The organism is Vibrio sp. D431a (genome assembly GCF_030248655.1).
Taxonomy (GTDB): Bacteria; Pseudomonadota; Gammaproteobacteria; order Enterobacterales; family Vibrionaceae; genus Vibrio; species Vibrio alginolyticus.
Genome location: NZ_JAHGAP010000019.1, coordinates 123,413 through 140,988, shown reverse-complemented (window position 1 = coordinate 140,988; position 17,576 = coordinate 123,413). Strand labels below are relative to the sequence as shown.

At 43.7% G+C, this 17,576-nt stretch carries 16 protein-coding genes; 7 read left to right on the top strand and 9 right to left on the bottom strand.

What is annotated here, in order from left to right:
- Positions 1-168 precede the first annotated feature (168 nt).
- On the bottom strand, positions 169-441 hold the full coding sequence (gene rcnR, locus KJB35_RS16985) for a Ni(II)/Co(II)-binding transcriptional repressor RcnR (RefSeq protein WP_005375370.1): 273 nt from the start codon (positions 439-441) through the stop codon (positions 169-171).
- 135 nt (positions 442-576) lie between these two features.
- Between rcnR and KJB35_RS16980 the strand changes: the two genes are divergently transcribed.
- Both KJB35_RS16980 and KJB35_RS16975 read left to right on the top strand, forming a co-directional pair.
- The gene (locus tag KJB35_RS16980; protein WP_206949069.1) at positions 577-1,653 is read left to right on the top strand and encodes a nickel/cobalt efflux protein RcnA; all 1,077 of its coding nucleotides are present in this window, start codon (positions 577-579) and stop codon (positions 1,651-1,653) included.
- 549 nt (positions 1,654-2,202) lie between these two features.
- Entirely contained in the window at positions 2,203-3,762 is a 1,560-nt protein-coding gene (locus KJB35_RS16975; RefSeq protein ID WP_031778895.1) for a methyl-accepting chemotaxis protein, read from the top strand.
- Between the two features lie 148 nt (positions 3,763-3,910).
- Here the strand turns inward: KJB35_RS16975 and KJB35_RS16970 are convergent, their stop codons facing one another.
- Positions 3,911-4,810 carry a LysR family transcriptional regulator gene (locus tag KJB35_RS16970; RefSeq protein ID WP_213907583.1) on the bottom strand — a complete coding sequence of 300 codons (900 nt, stop codon included), beginning with the start codon at positions 4,808-4,810 and terminating at the stop codon, positions 3,911-3,913.
- Positions 4,811-4,951: 141 nt separating this feature from the next.
- Here KJB35_RS16970 and accD point away from each other — a divergent pair, with 141 nt between their 5' ends.
- A complete protein-coding gene (gene accD / locus KJB35_RS16965; protein WP_017821534.1) occupies positions 4,952-5,815 on the top strand; it encodes an acetyl-CoA carboxylase, carboxyltransferase subunit beta in 864 nt (287 codons plus the stop codon).
- Positions 5,816-5,846: 31 nt separating this feature from the next.
- On the opposite strand, the gene KJB35_RS16960 is transcribed toward accD, so the two are convergent.
- Complete coding sequence (locus KJB35_RS16960) at positions 5,847-6,824, bottom strand: hypothetical protein (RefSeq protein WP_145472128.1); 978 nt, start codon at positions 6,822-6,824, stop codon at positions 5,847-5,849.
- A gap of 448 nt (positions 6,825-7,272) precedes the next feature.
- Here KJB35_RS16960 and KJB35_RS16955 point away from each other — a divergent pair, with 448 nt between their 5' ends.
- Positions 7,273-9,699: a M9 family metallopeptidase gene (locus tag KJB35_RS16955; protein ID WP_213907585.1), complete on the top strand. Its 2,427-nt coding sequence runs from the start codon at positions 7,273-7,275 to the stop codon at positions 9,697-9,699.
- 282 nt (positions 9,700-9,981) lie between these two features.
- On the top strand, positions 9,982-10,212 hold the full coding sequence (locus tag KJB35_RS16950) for a PAS factor family protein (RefSeq protein WP_005375384.1): 231 nt from the start codon (positions 9,982-9,984) through the stop codon (positions 10,210-10,212).
- A 74-nt stretch (positions 10,213-10,286) separates the two neighbouring features.
- On the opposite strand, the gene KJB35_RS16945 is transcribed toward KJB35_RS16950, so the two are convergent.
- Together KJB35_RS16945 and KJB35_RS16940 are read right to left on the bottom strand one after the other, a co-directional pair.
- Positions 10,287-10,667 carry a carboxymuconolactone decarboxylase family protein gene (locus KJB35_RS16945; RefSeq protein WP_054574449.1) on the bottom strand — a complete coding sequence of 127 codons (381 nt, stop codon included), beginning with the start codon at positions 10,665-10,667 and terminating at the stop codon, positions 10,287-10,289.
- A gap of 58 nt (positions 10,668-10,725) precedes the next feature.
- Positions 10,726-11,082: a MerR family transcriptional regulator gene (locus KJB35_RS16940; protein ID WP_017635251.1), complete on the bottom strand. Its 357-nt coding sequence runs from the start codon at positions 11,080-11,082 to the stop codon at positions 10,726-10,728.
- 520 nt (positions 11,083-11,602) lie between these two features.
- Between KJB35_RS16940 and KJB35_RS16935 the strand changes: the two genes are divergently transcribed.
- On the top strand, positions 11,603-12,952 hold the full coding sequence (locus tag KJB35_RS16935; protein ID WP_054574448.1) for an alpha-amylase family protein: 1,350 nt from the start codon (positions 11,603-11,605) through the stop codon (positions 12,950-12,952).
- 108 nt (positions 12,953-13,060) lie between these two features.
- Here the strand turns inward: KJB35_RS16935 and KJB35_RS16930 are convergent, their stop codons facing one another.
- Complete coding sequence (locus KJB35_RS16930) at positions 13,061-13,354, bottom strand: helix-turn-helix transcriptional regulator (protein ID WP_005375388.1); 294 nt, start codon at positions 13,352-13,354, stop codon at positions 13,061-13,063.
- Between the two features lie 245 nt (positions 13,355-13,599).
- On the opposite strand from KJB35_RS16930, the gene KJB35_RS16925 reads away from it, so the two are divergent.
- Positions 13,600-13,893, top strand: a complete 294-nt coding sequence (locus KJB35_RS16925) for a hypothetical protein (RefSeq protein ID WP_005375389.1) — start codon at positions 13,600-13,602, stop codon at positions 13,891-13,893.
- A gap of 92 nt (positions 13,894-13,985) precedes the next feature.
- On the opposite strand, the gene KJB35_RS16920 is transcribed toward KJB35_RS16925, so the two are convergent.
- From KJB35_RS16920 to KJB35_RS16910, 3 genes are all read right to left on the bottom strand, one after another.
- Complete coding sequence (locus KJB35_RS16920) at positions 13,986-15,950, bottom strand: monovalent cation:proton antiporter-2 (CPA2) family protein (protein WP_054574447.1); 1,965 nt, start codon at positions 15,948-15,950, stop codon at positions 13,986-13,988.
- Complete coding sequence (locus tag KJB35_RS16915; protein WP_005375391.1) at positions 15,947-16,564, bottom strand: NAD(P)H-dependent oxidoreductase; 618 nt, start codon at positions 16,562-16,564, stop codon at positions 15,947-15,949. The genes KJB35_RS16920 and KJB35_RS16915 overlap by 4 nt, the downstream gene beginning before the upstream one ends.
- Positions 16,565-16,730: 166 nt before the next feature.
- Positions 16,731-17,156, bottom strand: a complete 426-nt coding sequence (locus tag KJB35_RS16910) for a universal stress protein (RefSeq protein ID WP_005375398.1) — start codon at positions 17,154-17,156, stop codon at positions 16,731-16,733.
- Positions 17,157-17,576: the final 420 nt, after the last annotated feature.

Here is a 17,576-nt window from a genome sequence, read left to right as displayed (position 1 = left end):
TGGGCCGTTTTAGTTCTTATAAATAAACTATTTAAATTGAACCGATATAGGTTCCGTTTTCAACTTAATCAATATGAAATGGAATTGTTATTTCCCGCTTAGTAAGAGATTACCTATAAAGGTTCTATTCGAGTTTAACTCTAGTGATTTTACTCTAGCGAAGTAGGGTTACTTTATATAAGAGTCCAGTACTTTTAATACGACTTCCATATCTTTTTCACGTTGAGTTTTGTCTTCCTCAAGTACGACGTGTTCAAGTAAGTGACCTTTAATTACTTCTCGCATCAAACCATTTACTGCTCCCCGAATAGCGGCAATCTGCTGCAACACATCTTGGCATTCATGCTCTTCTTCCAGCATTTTTTTAAGTCCATTCACCTGACCCTGTATTTTACTGACTCGAGTGTTGAGCTTCTTTTGATCTCTGGTTGTATGCGACATGTCTTATCTTCTTTAAGTTACGGGCCGAGTTATTCTAACTGATAATGTAGCACTCAATTTATACTGGGGGGTAGTATTTAATACTAGGGGGGAGTATAGTTTGCGATAAATTAGAATCAACAACAGAGAACAACAATGGATTTTGTCGCGTTACTACAACAAGGTAATGGGTGGTTCTTTATTCCCAGTGCCATTTTGCTTGGCGCCTTGCACGGTTTAGAACCTGGGCACTCTAAAACGATGATGGCGGCGTTCATTGTCGCGGTGAAAGGAACGGTCAAACAAGCCGTGATGCTGGGTTTAGCTGCCACACTTTCTCACACTGCAATTGTATGGTTAATCGCTGTTGGCGGGATGTATGTTAGCCAGAAATTCACCGCTGAAGCGGCTGAACCATGGATGCAACTTATCTCTGGGGTCATTATCGTGACAACCGGCGTATGGATGTTTTGGCGGACATGGAGCGATGAGCGAGCTTGGAACAAAGCTCAGGATCATGCTCGCGACTGGACGACGCAAGTTGTGGATACAGGACATGGGCATGTTTCGCTTTCGATTACAGAGGAAGGGGAGCATCACCGTTTCCAGTTGCGAACACTCAGCGGTAAACCTTTAACTGCTGAAGGTATCAAGGTTTCGGTATCGAGTGATGGTTATCAACCTGCTGATATCTATAACTTTATAGAGCGTGATGGATACTTGGAATCGGCGTCTTGCATTAAAGTCTCTAATGGACTTTCTGTCACTTTGATCATCGGGCACCATGATCATACCCATGACTTTGATGTACATTTCCGTCCTGGTTCTCATTTAGAAAGCGAAGATAAGGAATATCAAGATGCTCACGAACGCGCTCACGCTTTAGACATTCAAAAACGCTTTGAGAATCGAGACGTGACGAATGGGCAAATTCTGCTGTTTGGATTAACGGGCGGTTTGATTCCATGCCCTGCTGCGGTAACGGTTTTGCTTATCTGTTTGCAGCTTAAGGCAATGACTCTTGGTGCGACTTTAGTTGTGTCATTCAGTATTGGCTTAGCCTTGACTCTGGTTGCTGTTGGCGTTGTGGCAGCAGTGGGCGTGCAAAAAGCGACATCTAAATGGAGCGGTTTGAATGATGTTGCACGTCGAGCTCCTTACTTATCGGGCGTCTTGATCAGTGCAGTTGGTTTATACATGGGTATGCATGGATACATATCGCTGACGAGTTAAACTCTATGATAAAGACTCTTTTCCTTTCTTTTTGTATGGGTAATGGCTTCATGCCTTGGTTTGCATGTTTTGCTGCCGATTCTTGATTGAGAATCACTCGATCCGACATCGCTGCCATATCTACAAACCAAGTCATTCTCGCTTCACCAAGCATCTCGGATTACAACCGCTGCAATTGTGGCTCTAATATCTGAACCTGAGATACTAAATGATAAAACGGGAGCACTGACCACAGCGCTCCCGACGGCAAAACGCTAATTAGAACTCTTTTCTTTAATGTTCGATACCAATTTGGTCGCATAGTTAAATTTAACTATGCAAACGTTTCCTTTTGCGTACTCGTCCCTTCGCCAAACCTCGTAGAAATGTGACGTTTTGAAGACTTTTTTTCCTTCTGTCTAAAGTAATCGGGAACCAAGCAGATACATAGTTATAAAGTTATGTCTTGCTCTGCCAAACAGACCCAAAATGCAGTTTGGTTGGTTTTGGAGAAGAAAGGCTTAGCGCTCGATTAATGAGCATCAATTGAATTGTATTGAGACAATTATAATGAAAAGAATCATCTTATTAGCAGTCTGCGCCATGTTTGGTATTGCTGTCGTGGCGAGTATGGCATCAACGTACCTAATTTCGAGTCAGAAAATCGATGACATCATCTTAAACAAATCCCAAGTTCAAGCTGAGTTTCTAGCGGGAAATGCGAGTTATATTTTGGAGAACTCAGCCAATCCAATGCAAGATTTACAATCGCTTGTTGAGGGGCTGAAACAACGTTCAGACGTGAGCTATGCCGTTGTAATTGATCGTAACGTGACGGCAGTAGCCCACAGTGATAAGCACAAGCTGAACAAAACCTATAACGACGAATATACTGTTGAAGGCGCGACGAGAGGTGTTCAACAGTACTCAAAGTGGTATGCCGATGTACAGAAAGTATGGGTGTTTGACATCATGGCACCAATTTATGTGGATGGTCAGTTATACGGTACTTTTGATATTGGTATTCCTATTACCGAAGTGAGCCAAGCGACGAATGGAATTATTACTTACCAGTTGATCTCTATGGTGGCGATCTTCGTTATGTGTGTTTTGATTCTGTCACTTCTGCTAAATAAACTGATGAGACCGCTTTCTGCGCTTAAAGACGCTCTACAAGACATCTCAAAAGGAGACGGAGACTTAACCGTTCGTTTGCCAGCGAAAGGTAATGACGAAGTCGCGCAAATTTCTTCTGCTTTCAACGTTTTTGTTGGGAAAGTACATGAGATTATTACACAAGTTGTAAATACTGGTGTGGAGCTTAATAGTTCAGCTGTCGCTTTGCGTGGGCAATCTCAACAAGCGCTCACAAGAGGGCAAGAGCAGAACGAGCAAACCATGCTGGTTGTCACATCCATGAACGAAATGATTGCGACGGTCAATGAAATTGCCTCCAATGCTGCTGGAGCGGCAAATGCTGCGAGTGCAGCAAGTAATGAAGCGCAAGATGGCTACACGACGCTAGAAAGAACCAAAACGGCGATGACTAATCTTGAAAACGAGATGAACAGCACTTCCAACATTATCGTGAGTCTTGCTGAAAATACTCAGTCGATTGGTAGTATTCTAGAGGTGATTAGAGGTATTTCGGAGCAAACCAATCTATTGGCTCTCAATGCGGCTATCGAAGCTGCACGCGCTGGTGATGCCGGCCGAGGTTTTGCAGTCGTAGCTGATGAAGTTCGCAACCTAGCGACTAAAACGGCTCATTCTACCGATGAAATTGACAACATGATTCACCAGCTACAAACTGAAGCTCAAAGTGCGGTGAATTCAATGAGCAATAGTAAGACTCTTATTGAAGAAGGAACGGCAGAAACCGAGTTAGCTCGACAGGCTTTAGAAGCAATAGCTGCACAAGTGACGACTATTTCAGATATCAATACTCAAGTAGCAACCGCAACAGAACAGCAATCAACGGTAGCAAACGAAATTAATATGAACATGGATACCGTCAGCCACTCAGTGAAAAGTGCGCTAACGGCGAGTGAGCAACTAGAAGCATCAAGTCAACAACTCGCGGAGCTATCGCGAACACTCGATCGTCACGTGGGAGCGTTTAGAATCTAAACGCCAACTGACCCTCTTTAATAAAAAGCCAGTAAATGTTAATTGCTGGCTTTTTTATTTGAAAAAATCGAGTCTCAAATCGCTTAGCGGTGTCTGTCCTTTCTAGACGATAAAACAAAATATGATAAATTAGTTGAGTAAAGCTTAGCTAAGCGTTAAGTTTCGCATTTTGCTTTAAATGTTCAACAAACATAGATATTTTCTTAGCTACATGTTTTCTAGACGAGTAAAAGGCGTAAAGCACTAAATCCTCAGGTTCGTACTCTAGAGTGACGATTTCTAGCTCACCATTTTTGATCTCATTTTGGCATGACTCAATTGGCAATATTGCGTACCCAAGCCCTGATAACGCGCCATATCTGGCGAGATGACCGCTGTTTACTTTGAATGAAGATTGCACAGTTTGAGTAATATGGCCCCCAGCAGGGCTTCTGAATACCCATGGTGCACCATTTACTGCGGTAAGCGTCGTGATGCAGGGAACATGACTTAGATCCGTAATTTTGTAAGGGGTGGCGTATTTCTCAATTAGTTGAGGCGCGGCTAAAATGGCACTGGGCCAGCGTTTTATCTCTCTCGCCACCCAGTTACTGTCTGACAAAGTCCCTCTATGAAAACTCAAAATGACATCAAAGCTGTCAATAACATCATCTTTAGGGTTTAGCGTTGTATCGCAAGACAAAGAGATTGACGGGTATTGCGTGCAAAAGGTGACAACCGCTTTGGCGAGTACAGGTGTGCCTGGCATAAGAATTCGCAGTTCCCCTGTTACCGTGTGTGAGTGGCGCGTTACCGTTTCTAGTGCGGCGTTGAGTTGCTCCAATAACGGACGAGTGCTGCTATAGAGCTCTTCTCCAGCCTCGGTAGGCGTCATTCGCCTTGTTGTTCTATTGAACAACCTAATGTTTAACTTTTCTTCAAGCAGGGCAATGTGTCGGCTGATATTTGATGTTGGTATATTCAAACACTCAGCGGCTCGCTTAAAGCTGTTGTTCTCATAAACACAGTGAAAACTTTTTAACCAGATTTGGTCAACGTTATCAAACATTTCATTATCCCACTTTATTGGATTATCAAGCCAGCATATCGCACTTTATCCCTGTACTAAGTTACATACAATTTTATTTACAAGTTTAAGCGAACAAACAACGAGATATCGCGCTAGGACGTAATCAATAGTGGTGAATTTATGAGCTGGTTAGAACGGTTATTTGAGAATAAAAATATAATAGGTTCGCGCAAAGCGTCTATCCCTGAGGGCGTTTGGACAAAGTGTCCTGAGTGTGAACAAATACTTTATCGTGCCGCGTTAAAAGAAAATTTGGAAGTATGCCCTAAATGCTCATATCACATGAGAATGGCTGCGCGTCAAAGGTTGATCTCTTTTCTGGACCATGGAACACAACAAGAGTTGGCAAGTGAGTTGGAGCCACAAGATATTTTGGGTTTTAAAGACTTAAAGCGATATAAAGAGCGAATTGCTTTAGCACAGAAAACGACTGGAGAAAAAGATGCGTTGGTGGTGATGGAGGGCAAGTTATTGGGGCTGCCTGTTGTTGCGTGTGCATTCGAATTCTCTTTCATGGCAGGCTCGATGGGCGCAGTGGTTGGCGAGAAGTTTGTCCGAGCAGTTGAAAGCGCAATTAATACAAAATCTGGGTTAGTATGTTTTTCCGCTTGCGGAGGGGCGCGCATGCAAGAGTCTTTGGTGGCTCTCATGCAAATGTCAAAAACCAGCGCCGCGTTAAACCACTTATCTGAGCACAGATTACCCTATATCTCAGTATTGACGGACCAAACTTATGGTGGCGTCTCGGCGAGTTTAGCCATGTTAGGAGACATCAATATTGGTGAACCTAAAGCAAGTATTGGCTTTGCGGGAAGACGGGTCATTGAGCAAACGGTACGTGAAAAGTTACCAGACGAGTTTCAGCGAAGTGAATTTTTACTAGCGCATGGTGCGTTAGATATGATTGTCGATAGACGTGAAATGCGCGATCGCGTTGGCCGCTTATTGGCTAAGTTAACCAACGCGAGGGTGGTCTCAGAATAGGTTGTATTAAAGTTAGACTTAGTACTTGCGTTTATTGAGCCGTAATCATTACAAACCGTTCATTTTGCCCCCATCTTGGTTCCGCATTCATTAGGCTGAGATCCAACGCCGTTTGGTATGGGTCAACAGCAAAATGGTCGCTTACTAACCCCCAGAGCATCCAGTTGATTGCGGTTTCATTCTCGGTAAGCTCTTCGAGTGGCGCTTGGAGGAAAAAGTACTCATCTTCGCCATCGTAACCGAGCCGATCATAGATAATGTTGCGTAGCTCTCGATCCAAATCATGTTGGAGGTTGATTGAGTCGTACAGTTGCTCTTCTGTTGGGCTATTCTCATGGTGATAAACATTGCGTTTTGACTCTTTGCGTAAAGTACCAGCGCCAGTTTCAATGCTTACTTTCTTTTGCGAGTGTTGCTCAAGAACTTGAATGATTTCATCCTCTAGTTGATCGAGTTTACTCAGCAAAACTTGATTGTTTATGTCACCAGCGGGGGAGGCCATCGTTTGGAAGGCTTTCACTCTCTCGTAGACTGCTTTCCCGTGAGGAAGGGCCGCAAAACACTGTTCTCGGAGCGCTTCATTGGCTTGCCAAATGCCCGAGTAGAGCTCGTAATCATGTGTATATGGTGGAAGATCTTCAGTATCTTCCCCTAATAATTCTCGCCAGCGCTTTTGCCACTGTTCTTCTTTTGCGTGTTTTACACGCGCGTATTGCTTAACCCAGCGGTTACGAAGTTTTACCCCAAAAATGGCAAGTCCCCATGGAGCGAGCAAATAAAAATAATAGTGAGAAGAGTTATCCCAAAAGTAACCGTAAACGTAAACACCAAAAGCAAGCACCCAAGTTCCAATAGTACAAGCAATAACCCCGGACATTATTGATGATTGGCGCTTTGTTTCTCTTAATGTATTACCTTCAGCACATAACCAAAAAATGCCGCCAAAAACAAAGGCAAACGTTGTCATGAAGTAGGCAATCCCCGCTCCCAAAAATCCCCAAAGTGACATGTATCATCCCTAGCCAAATATCTGCTTTATTCACTCATCAATGACTGGAGGAGTAAATGTGTTTGATTTGGCGGAGAATTTACCATTAACGCCAGCCTTTTGATATGCACTCGATGACTTATTGGGAATGAGTCACAAATAAAAATAGATGGTATCAAGCATCAAAATTTAATTTAGAACCTTTGATTGTCGTGAACTCTATCTGGAAGAGTTAAGGGGGGCGTTTAAGGTCAATTTTCCTCATAAAGTCGTTATTTAGAAAAAGGTAAATTAATGTTTTTATTGATAATTGTGAGTTTTTTGGGAGTGGGATTGCTCCCATTTAATTAGAGTAAAAGACCTATTTTTGGGAGCGGTTTCATAAATTTTATGACACTGATTTCACTGTTTGAGCTGTAAAGAATATAAATCCCCACTCAATGTATGTTAATAATCAATGAGTGTTGTTATGTCTCATATCCGTTTTTTCCCGCGCCATCGTTTGGCGCTTGCTTGTATGCTAGCGAGTGTGTCTGGCTTCTCTTTTGCACAAAATCAGTGTGCTGTTGCTGATTTACAACAATCGCGAGATCTGGCTACTGCCGTTTCTGGTGCTGAGTATGATTGCTACCACGCTTGGTTTTCAGCACCTTCAGAAACGCTGAATGATATCTATAGTGAAGCGAGCCTAAGCCGTATCCAAGTCGCGCTGGATCAAGAAATCGCTCGCTATCGTGGTGAAGCAGATCAAGCCCGTGTTCTAGAGAACTTAGGCGAATTTGTTCGAGCGGCCTACTACGTTCGCTACAACGCTGGTACTGGTACACCTGAGTTTTCGCAAGCGTTGAGTCAGCGTTTTGCTCAGTCGACGAACCTATTCCTAAACAACCCTCATGCTTTGGATCAGGGTCGTGAACAAGTTGGTGCAATGAAGAGCCTGACTTTGATGGTTGATAACGTTAAGCAGTTGCCGCTGACCATGGATAGCATGATGGTCGCGTTGATGCACTTTAATCGTGAAACCGCGCAGGACACGCAATGGGTCGATGGTTTGAACAACTTGTTCCGCTCTATGGCAGGCCATGCGGCGAACGATGCGTTCTACCGATACATGGCAAACAATACACACCATATTGATACGTTGGTGAAATTCGCATCTGATAATGCTTGGGCATTAGATACGGATGCAAGCTTTATCGTTTTCAATGCATTACGTGAAACTGGTCGTTTGCTCGCGAGCCCAGATCAGGAGACCAAACGCAAAGCATTGGCAGTAATGCAACAGGTGATGCAGCGTTATCCACTGGGTAGTGAGCATGACAAACTATGGCTTGCTGCCGTTGAAATGATGAGCTACTACGCACCAGAAGGCCTAAATGGTCTGAATATTGAGCAAGCCAAGCAAGATTTAGCTGCACGTGTAATGCCAAATCGTTTTGAATGTCAGGGACCTGCCATTATTCGCTCTGAGGATCTGACCGATGCTCAAGCAGCGAAAGCGTGTGAAGTGCTAGCGGCAAAAGAAGCCGACTTCCATCGAGTTGCGAATACGGGTAATCAACCTGTCGCTGATGATTTGAATGATCGTGTTGAAGTGGCGGTATTCGCGAGTAACACTAGTTACGTTGATTACTCTTCATTCCTATTTGGTAATACAACGGACAACGGTGGTCAGTACCTAGAAGGTGACCCTTCAAAAGCGGACAATACTGCGCGTTTCGTCGCTTATCGCTACGCGAATGGTGAAGATCTCTCTATCTTGAACCTAGAACATGAATACACGCACTATTTAGATGCACGATTTAACCAATACGGTTCGTTCAGCGATAACTTGGCTCATGGTCATATTGTTTGGTGGCTAGAAGGTTTTGCTGAATACATGCATTACAAGCAAGGTTACCAAGCTGCGATTGAGCTGATTGCAGATGGTAAACTGAGCCTTTCCACTGTGTTTGATACCACGTACTCTCACGATACCAATCGTATCTATCGTTGGGGTTATCTAGCTGTTCGATTCATGTTAGAAAATCATCCACAAGACGTCGAAAGCTTGTTGGCATTGTCGCGCTCTGGCCAGTTCGAACAATGGGCACAGCAGGTGACGTCTTTAGGTCAACAATACGATGCTGAGTTTGAACGTTGGTTGGACACATTAAAAGTGGAACCTGAGCAACCTGATACAGACCCAGAAGAGCCAACAGAACCAACAAGCCCTGAAGCACAAGTGACTGAATTGACGGCGAACCAAAGCCTTCAGCTCAGTGGCGAAGCATACAGCGAAAAACTGTTCTACGTTGATGTTCCAGCCAACACCGTTAACTTCAATGTATCTATTGAGGGTGCGGGTGATGCGGATCTTTACATGAGCTACAACAAAGTCGCGCATTACTATGATTTCGAAATGAGTCAATATGCTGATGGCAGCAATGAAGAGATTGTGTTTGAACCAGAGCAAGATGGTTACGTTAAAGCGGGTCGTTACTACATCAGCTTAACTGGACGTGATAGCTATGACTCAGTAAATCTTGTGGCTGCGTTAGAAGTGGAAGCGCAAACACCGCCAACCCAAGTGCAAGATGATTTAGCACCTGTGGTACTAGAGTCTGGTGAAGCCAAAATGCTTACCGTTCACAAGCAGCGTTATGCAGCAGTTCATGTGCCTGAAGGTGTAGAAGAGGTTCGTGTATGGCTAACGGCTCACTCTCAAACTGGTAATGTCGATCTATACGCGAGTAGGGAGCATTGGCCTACAGTAGAGCAGCACGAGTATGCGTCCAACTATGCAGGCAGCAATGAATACCTTGCGATTCCTGTTACTGAAGCAGGGTACGTGCACTTCGCTCTTCAGGCTCCAGAGCAAGGCGATGACGTTGAAATGCTAGTGCACTTCAACTAAACAGGTTCGATTAACTAAAGTCGAGATAAAACGTCGCTGATACAGCGACGTTTTTGTTTATATCGGACACGATTATAAACAAACAGCGGCGAATGCTAGTTAATCGGCTGATCTATCGAGTTATCAGTTGCCCTTTTTCTAAACGGCTTTAGGTTTGTATTGCAATTTACCGCGCACATAAACTTTTTTAGCGACGCGTTCTGTGACCTAGCTTCTGATTTGTGTTTCCCAAATGGATACAATATATATGCACCCCGTGCAATAAAGTGAAAAGGGAAAGACATGAAAACGCTTATTTATGAAACGTTGATTAGCCTTGCTAACCAAGAACCAGAACAACATGCAAGAATCCGACAAAATCTCTATGAACAGTTGGATCTGCCGTTCGATAAGCAGCTGGCTTTGTATTCTTGTGCCCTTGGTCCTGCAAGTTCAGGCAAGTTGGAGAGCAGTCAAGGCATTAACAACGCGGTAGATTGCGCGGTTAAACTGCTTGAAACTCCTGAGCGCTAATTCACTCGTTGTTTTAATCACGGCCCGAACCCCAAGGGCCGTTTTTAATTGCGGTTAAATTGATTTCAACGTCGTTATTGCTCTGCTCTTTCCGCTAGCACTTCTTTGAATGCAAACATGCCGTTTAATGCCGCGGGAAACCCTGCGTAGACGGACATCTGCAAAATGATCTCTTTAATCTCATCCTCGCTACAGCCTACATTCAGCGCTGCATTTAAGTGCACTTTTAGTTGCGGCGCGCAATTCCCCATTGCCGTTAGCGCGGCGACGGTTGCGATTTCTCTCGATTTTAGGTCTAAGCCCGGGCGAGCATAAATATCGCCAAACGGATACTCAATGGTGTACTGAGCTAAATCTGGACAAATATCTTGTAAGGTTTCGATGACATTATGACCAGCGTCGCCATCAATTTGCGAGAGTAGTTCTAATCCTTTGTTAAAGCGTGATTGTTCCATCGGTATGTTCCTAGTGAATAAACGTAAACACACCTTAATCGTTAGAGTTAACTCTAAGTCAACGAACTTTTCCGCTTTTATACAAGGCAATTTTTTCTTCTAGAGCCGATAAGTGCTTTTTCTGCTGATCAATGTGGCGTTTGAGGTTTTCTTGGTGTTGTTCTAACAGAGCTTGACGTTGTGGTACAGATTGAGAGCCGACTTCCCTTAATTTGGCATACTCTAGAATCTCTTCAAGTGGCATTGCAGTTTCTTTTAAACGCTTAACAAAGCTTATCCAGTTTAGATCTTTCGAACTATACATTCGATGTCCACTCGCGTTTCTATGGACATGTTTAAGTAAACCGATTTTTTCATAGTATCGAAGTGTATGAGCAGATAGCCCGACGAGGTCAGAAAATTCTTTGATATTCATTATTATCCTCCAAGGTAGAGCATACCCCATAGAGATAAGCTAAGTTTCGCATTTTGAAGTCATTTCGGGACAGATACAAACGGAAATCTTTAGTCTTTTAACGCTAGGTATGGTGATTTACTGGATTTTTGAAACGCGCCAAACGTGATCCATCTGCCAGTTTCGTTTTATTAACAATTGATTACTCAACGGGTTGGCTTGGCTATTTTTATCCTTTGGGCCTATTTTAGGGCGTACATAGGTCTTATGTTCTATCTTTTTAAATTTAAGTTTTTGTTAATCAAAACAATGCCTTAGTTTTGTGTTGGTCTGTTCGGGTTGTATGTCGTGTGCCCGTTATTCACTCAGAACGATTTATCGCTGTGCAATGGATGAGTCGCTACGCCTTCGATTTCAGCCTTGAGTTAGTGCTAAAAGGGTGAGTGCCTCTGATGAATAGCTTTTATAATCTCGATTATTGAATTCACTCACAAAAAAATGCAAACAAGTAATCGTGAGTGGAAACGAGCAGGAGAACAACATGAGTGGCTCACAGGAAACACAATCATTCGGTGCAAACGTTATCTTACATGCGTTTGATTGGAAGTATGCTGACATTGCCCAACGAGCAAAAGAAATCCGCGAGCTTGGTTATGGCTCTGTGTTGGTTTCGCCACCAATGAAAAGCGCACACGATGAGCGCTGGTGGCAGCGTTATCAACCACAAGATTATCGTGTTATCGATAATGATTTGGGTGATACCAAAGATTTTATTCATATGGTTCGTGAACTGGAGCAAGTTGGTGTGTGGGTTTATGCCGACGTAGTGTTTAACCATATGGCAAATGAGGCCCACCTTCGCAGAGACCTTCAGTACCCAAGACAAGAGGTCTTGGAGGAATACCAGAACGACAAACAGAAATATCAGTCGCTAGCGTTGTTTGGCGATCTATCTCAACCACTTTTTGATGAAGAGGACTTTGTTGAAGCATTCGGCATCAAAGACTGGAAAGATAAGTGGCAGGTTCAAAACGGACGTATCACAGGTGGGCCAACCGATCCTGGCTTGCCAACTCTTCGTGTTTGTGACCATGTCGTTGAGCAGCAGCGAGCGTACCTAAAGGCGCTGAAAGCTATTGGTGTGAAAGGTTTTCGTATTGACGCTGCGAAACACATGACGTTAGAGCATCTTAAGCGTGTTTGGACAGACGACATCACGCGGGATGTGCATATATTTGGTGAAATTATTACCGATGGCGGTGCGACGGAAGAAGAGTATCAGCTGTTTCTTGAGCCGTATCTACAGGAAACTCGCCTAGGTGCGTACGATTTCCCTTTGTTCTCAACCATGTTTAAGGCGTTTGCTAAAAAGGGCAGCTTCAAGTCTCTGATTGATCCCTATTGTTTTGGTCAGGCTCTGTCCCCCGGTCGTGCGATTACATTTGCTATCACACATGATATTCCTAACAATGATGTCTTTCTTGATCTCATCATGGACGAGGAGAACGAATGGTTAGCTTATGCCTATATTCTAGGCCGAGATGGTGGTGTGCCGTTGATTTATACCGACTTAAACACCAGCGGTATTAAAGGTAAAAATGGTCAGCCAAGATGGCAAGGTGCATGGAGCGATCCGAGAATGGCAAAAATGATCCAGTTCCATAATATGACGCATGGCGAGCCGATGAGTGTTCTTGAAGGTAACGATGACATGCTCGTACTGAAGCGAGGTGACAAAGGTATTGTGGTGCTTAATAAATCACAGCGTCAACAGTCTTTGACATTAAAAATCGATGGTAATTGGGTTGATTTGATGACAGAACAAATCATTCCAACTGACGGTAAGTTAATCGTACCATCTAAGTCGTCGATGTTACTCGTCGCGAAGTAGAAGATGTACACACCGAGGTTAGCAACTTCGGTGTGTATGTTTTTCATCGTCATTCACGTTCTGCTGAAGTTCAATAGAAACTCAAACTCTCTCGTTTTTGCTAGAAATTTATGAGCACTCGTTAACGCAACATTCTGCTTTTAAAAAACCAATTACGTCATCTAAGCACTGATACTCTGCAACACAAAAAAGGGTTCTACCCTCGCGGCGCTGGGTGAGAAGACCAGCTGAAGCAAGGCTCGAGATATGATGAGAGAGAGTGGATGCTGGAATGCCAAGCTTTTCTTGTACGCCGCCTACCGCGATACCTTTGTATCCCGCTTTGACGACTTCTTTGTAAATACTTAAACGAGTCGGATGCCCTAACTCTTTTAGTGCTTTAGCAACGGCTTCAAGCTCCATACTGACCTCTAAAGAATGACCACAGTAATTTTGTTTCGATAATAGGGAAAGTCTCGGTAAATGCCAACTATTACGATCTCAGAACAGTTTAAATCAGATGAGATTCATACTGGCTCATGCCTTCATGACAACAATTGTCTGTTCTAATGAGACAGATCAATCTTCATTATTATTTCACGCCACGTTCAAAATCCCTCGTCTACACTCAATGTTGAGTTGTCAGTTGGCAGACCAAGGAGGCGGCCATGATTGCGGTTCATAGAGATTATTGTTTGTCTAACAGTTCGGAGTTACATGCCCACGTTAAAGTCAATCCTGTCGGTAAATTAGAAGTTGAGATTGTTGAACTTCAAGAGCGCCACACCACAGAGTTTGATGATTTGTCTTTTGAGAGTCGTGGGTGTGAAACTCGAATCTGTGGTAAAGAAGACACAACTCCGTGGCAGTTCAATCTTGCAGTTACTGATGCGTTAGAGCTTTCTCATTTAGTGGAAGAAGCAAACGAAGAGTATGAGATTTTAATGAATGATCTTATGTAATATCGAGAAGATCATTTTATCCTGCACGGCGTGTGGCTCTGTACTGAAAAAATAAAAACCTCCCAAGTGGGAGGTTTTTAATATGGAGTGCGTTATCGTTGGATAGGCTCTTCTCTTGGTGGTGTTAGCTCTTGGACGTTATCTTCATTAAAGTCATCGGCGTAACCTTTAGGTGGCGGTGTCCAACCACGTTCTGACCGCGATAGTTTGTCATGACGATCTTTTTGCATCTCTTCCGCCATTTTCTCCTCTAACTGAATAAACAGTTGTCGGAAATTGTTGTCATAGCGTTCACCTTCAGAATCATCCTCCCAAGCTTTGTAAAGTATTTCTGACTTACGTGCTTCAACACGCTTATATGTCGCCTTCTGTTGTTCAACGAAGAAGGGGTGAATGCCAAGGGCTTTCATTGTATGACCGCCCATCTCCAATGCAGAATGGTAGGTCTCTGATTCAATAATATCAGCCCCCGCTTGACGCAAAAGATAGCCATGTCCACGGTCAAAGGCACGTGCAATCACTGTTACTTTTGGGTACGTGTGCTTAACGTACTTCACCAGTTCTACACTCGATTCTTGGTTATCAATCGCCACAACCAAAGCAGCGGCGTGCTCAATGCCGGCTGTATGTAGCATATCTGGTCGAGTCGCGTCGCCAAAATAGGCGCGAGTGCCAATTTGGCGCATGTTATCGACTTGGTCAGATTGATGGTCAAGTACCACGGTAGTCACGCCGTTTGATACCAATAGGCGATTCACTATTTGTCCAAAGCGGCCGATGCCGGCGATGATCACCGTGCCTGTTTCCTCAATCGTATCGCTTTCGCGTTCATTTGACTGGCTTTCAAAGCGCGGCAGAATCACTCTATCAAACAGAATAAACAAACCTGGTGTCAGGAACATCGAAATCGCAACCACTAACGCAAGAGTTTGTGAGAGTTCAAATGGGATGACGTGGTTTTGCACTGAAAAGCTTAGAAGCACAAAGCCGAATTCACCTGCTTGAGCCAAGCTTAGGGTAAATAGCCAGCGGTTGCTGCCTTTCACCCTAAATATCAGTGCAAGAATAAACAGCACCAAGGCTTTCAAAACCATCACGCCAATGGTCAATGCCATGACCAACCAGAAATTATCAAAAAGGACCGAGAAGTTGATCCCTGCGCCAACGGTAATAAAGAACAGACCTAACAATAGGCCTTTAAATGGTTCGATATTGGATTCTAACTCGTGGCGGAATTCACTGTTCGCCAATACAACGCCAGCCAAGAAGGTTCCTAAGGCAGGAGATAAGCCCACTAAACTCATCAGTGCAGCGATACCAATGACAAGCATGAGTGCAGTTGCGGTAAAGATTTCTCGCAAACCAGAGCTAGCCACATAATTGAGCAGCGGTCGACTTAAAAAGTGTCCACCAACGACGACGATTGCTATCGATGCTGTGATTACGATGCCGTATGCCCAGCCTGGCAACCCCGCAACGAGGCTTAATTCTTCATGGTGCGCTGCGGCTGTTTGTGCTGCGGACTGTGCCTGTTCAATTAATTCAGGTAAGGCCAATAGGGGAATGAACGCCAACATTGGTATCACTGCAATATCTTGAAAAAGCAACACGGAGAAAGCGTTTTGTCCACCTTCCGTCTTCGTTAATCCTTTTTCGCTAAAAGTTTGCAAAACAATCGCAGTAGAAGAGAGGGCGAAGATCAAACCTATGGCTAAGGCTATGGTCCAAGGCTGGTCAAAGTATAAGGCAATACCCATAATCGCCGCGACGGTACCGCCGACTTGCAGACCTCCTAAGCCCATTAAGCGATTGCGCATCGCCCACAACATTTTGGGTTCGAGCTCTAAGCCAACGAGAAACAGCATCATCACCACGCCAAACTCGGCAAAGTGCTGGATTGTTGTTGTTTCTTCACCGACTAAACCGATAATTGGGCCAATAACCACACCTGCGATGAGATAGCCTAAAACGGACCCAAGTCCCAAACGCTTAGCAAGTGGGACTGCAATTACAGCAGCAATCAAATATACGAAGGCTTGTAAGAATATCCCTGTCATGAAGCCTCCTTAATGAGCTCTGGCAATGCGCTGTTAAGCTTGATTAATGACGCCGCAGCTTCAACATCCAACCTATCTTCGACTAAAGCTGTTAGCAGGCTCTTGTACCGCTCAACATGACGAGGGATTCGCCCTTCTTCATCTGCTGTACGTGCGCCAAACATCGCGAGAGGGGCAATGTAGTTCATGCCGGTCAGTGCGGACATTTGTTCAATAGGCGCAAGCAGTTGACGAATCGTAAAGTGGTTGTAGCCCTCTGCCTTATAAGCTTCTTCTTTGCCCCCTGCAGACAGCACACAAAGCATGGTCTTGCCTTGCAGTGCTGTGCCATCTGTACCGTAAGCAAAGCCATATTCCAAAACCAGATCTTGCCACTCTTTTAAAATCGCAGGCGTTGAATACCAATATAGTGGGAATTGGAAAATCACCACGTCATGCTCACGTAAGCGTTGCTGCTCACGGTCGATATTAATATCGAAACGAGGGTATTCGCCATAGAGATCAACACATGTCACGCCTTCAATTTTTTGAGCTTCTTTGAAAAGTGGAGTATTCACTTCTGAACGATGCTGGGAAGGATGAGCAAAGAGAATGAGTACTTTTTTATTTGCCATAGGGATCCTTGCTATCTAAATAACCATGCCCAGTAGGAGCGCGGGTTGGTTAGAAAATGTAACTCATAAATGATCGCCAAGCTAGTTTGGAAAACTGTTTAAGCTGTTTCAATATCAATAAAAAACCACCAAATAAATTGGTGGTTTTGGGAAGCGTTACGTTTTACTAATCATGAATAGGGACGACTAGAATATCCACCGGTGACTTGTTAATTAAGTGTCTGGAGTAAGAAATAATCTTGCTCCAGAAATCTTGGTGGTGACCACAAATCAGAAGATCCACTTCTTGCTCTTTAATGGTGACCTCTAATTTATCAGCCAAGTCGCCAGTACCTACGAAGAAATGTTTAAGTGGGTAATCCATGTAATCACTAAATGTTTTTAAACATTCCATTGAATGCTCATTCAACGGCCTTTGATCCGGGTTTTCTTTGATGTCTACAAGCTCACGATAGATTTCTCCGTGCGTACCATCAATATGAATAAAGGAGATATCGGAGTCGAGATAGTTTGCCATTGATACCGCTCTGTCGATAAGCACGGTGCTTTCATCTGACAGTTCGAGTGCAACAAGGATATGTTTGTATTTCATAACCACGCCCTTATGTGGATTATCTTTACCCTAAGCATAGTATGGCTTGGATAAAAATTGTGTTGCTAAGATCTCGAAATTGTTCAAAGACTTGTTAAAAAGTTAATGTGATATAACAACTTACTGTGAAACTTTCTTTTTGTTCACATTTGGTTAGAAAGCTTGCTTTTTGAACAAAAAAGCGGCTAAACTCTGCGCATCATTTCTCTAGGAGATTACGCCAACATGAAGAACTAAACCTGTCATCCATATTTTTACTTATTTTTTGGATCTGCAGGGTTAGTAGGCGTAGCTCACTTTCCGATATTTCTTTGCAACAAGACGACTTTTTGATTTGACGTATATCGTCGAACTTTACATAGAGCTTAATGCGTTTGTGCACGCGTTTTGTTGCAATTTCAAATCATAGCTACGGCTGTT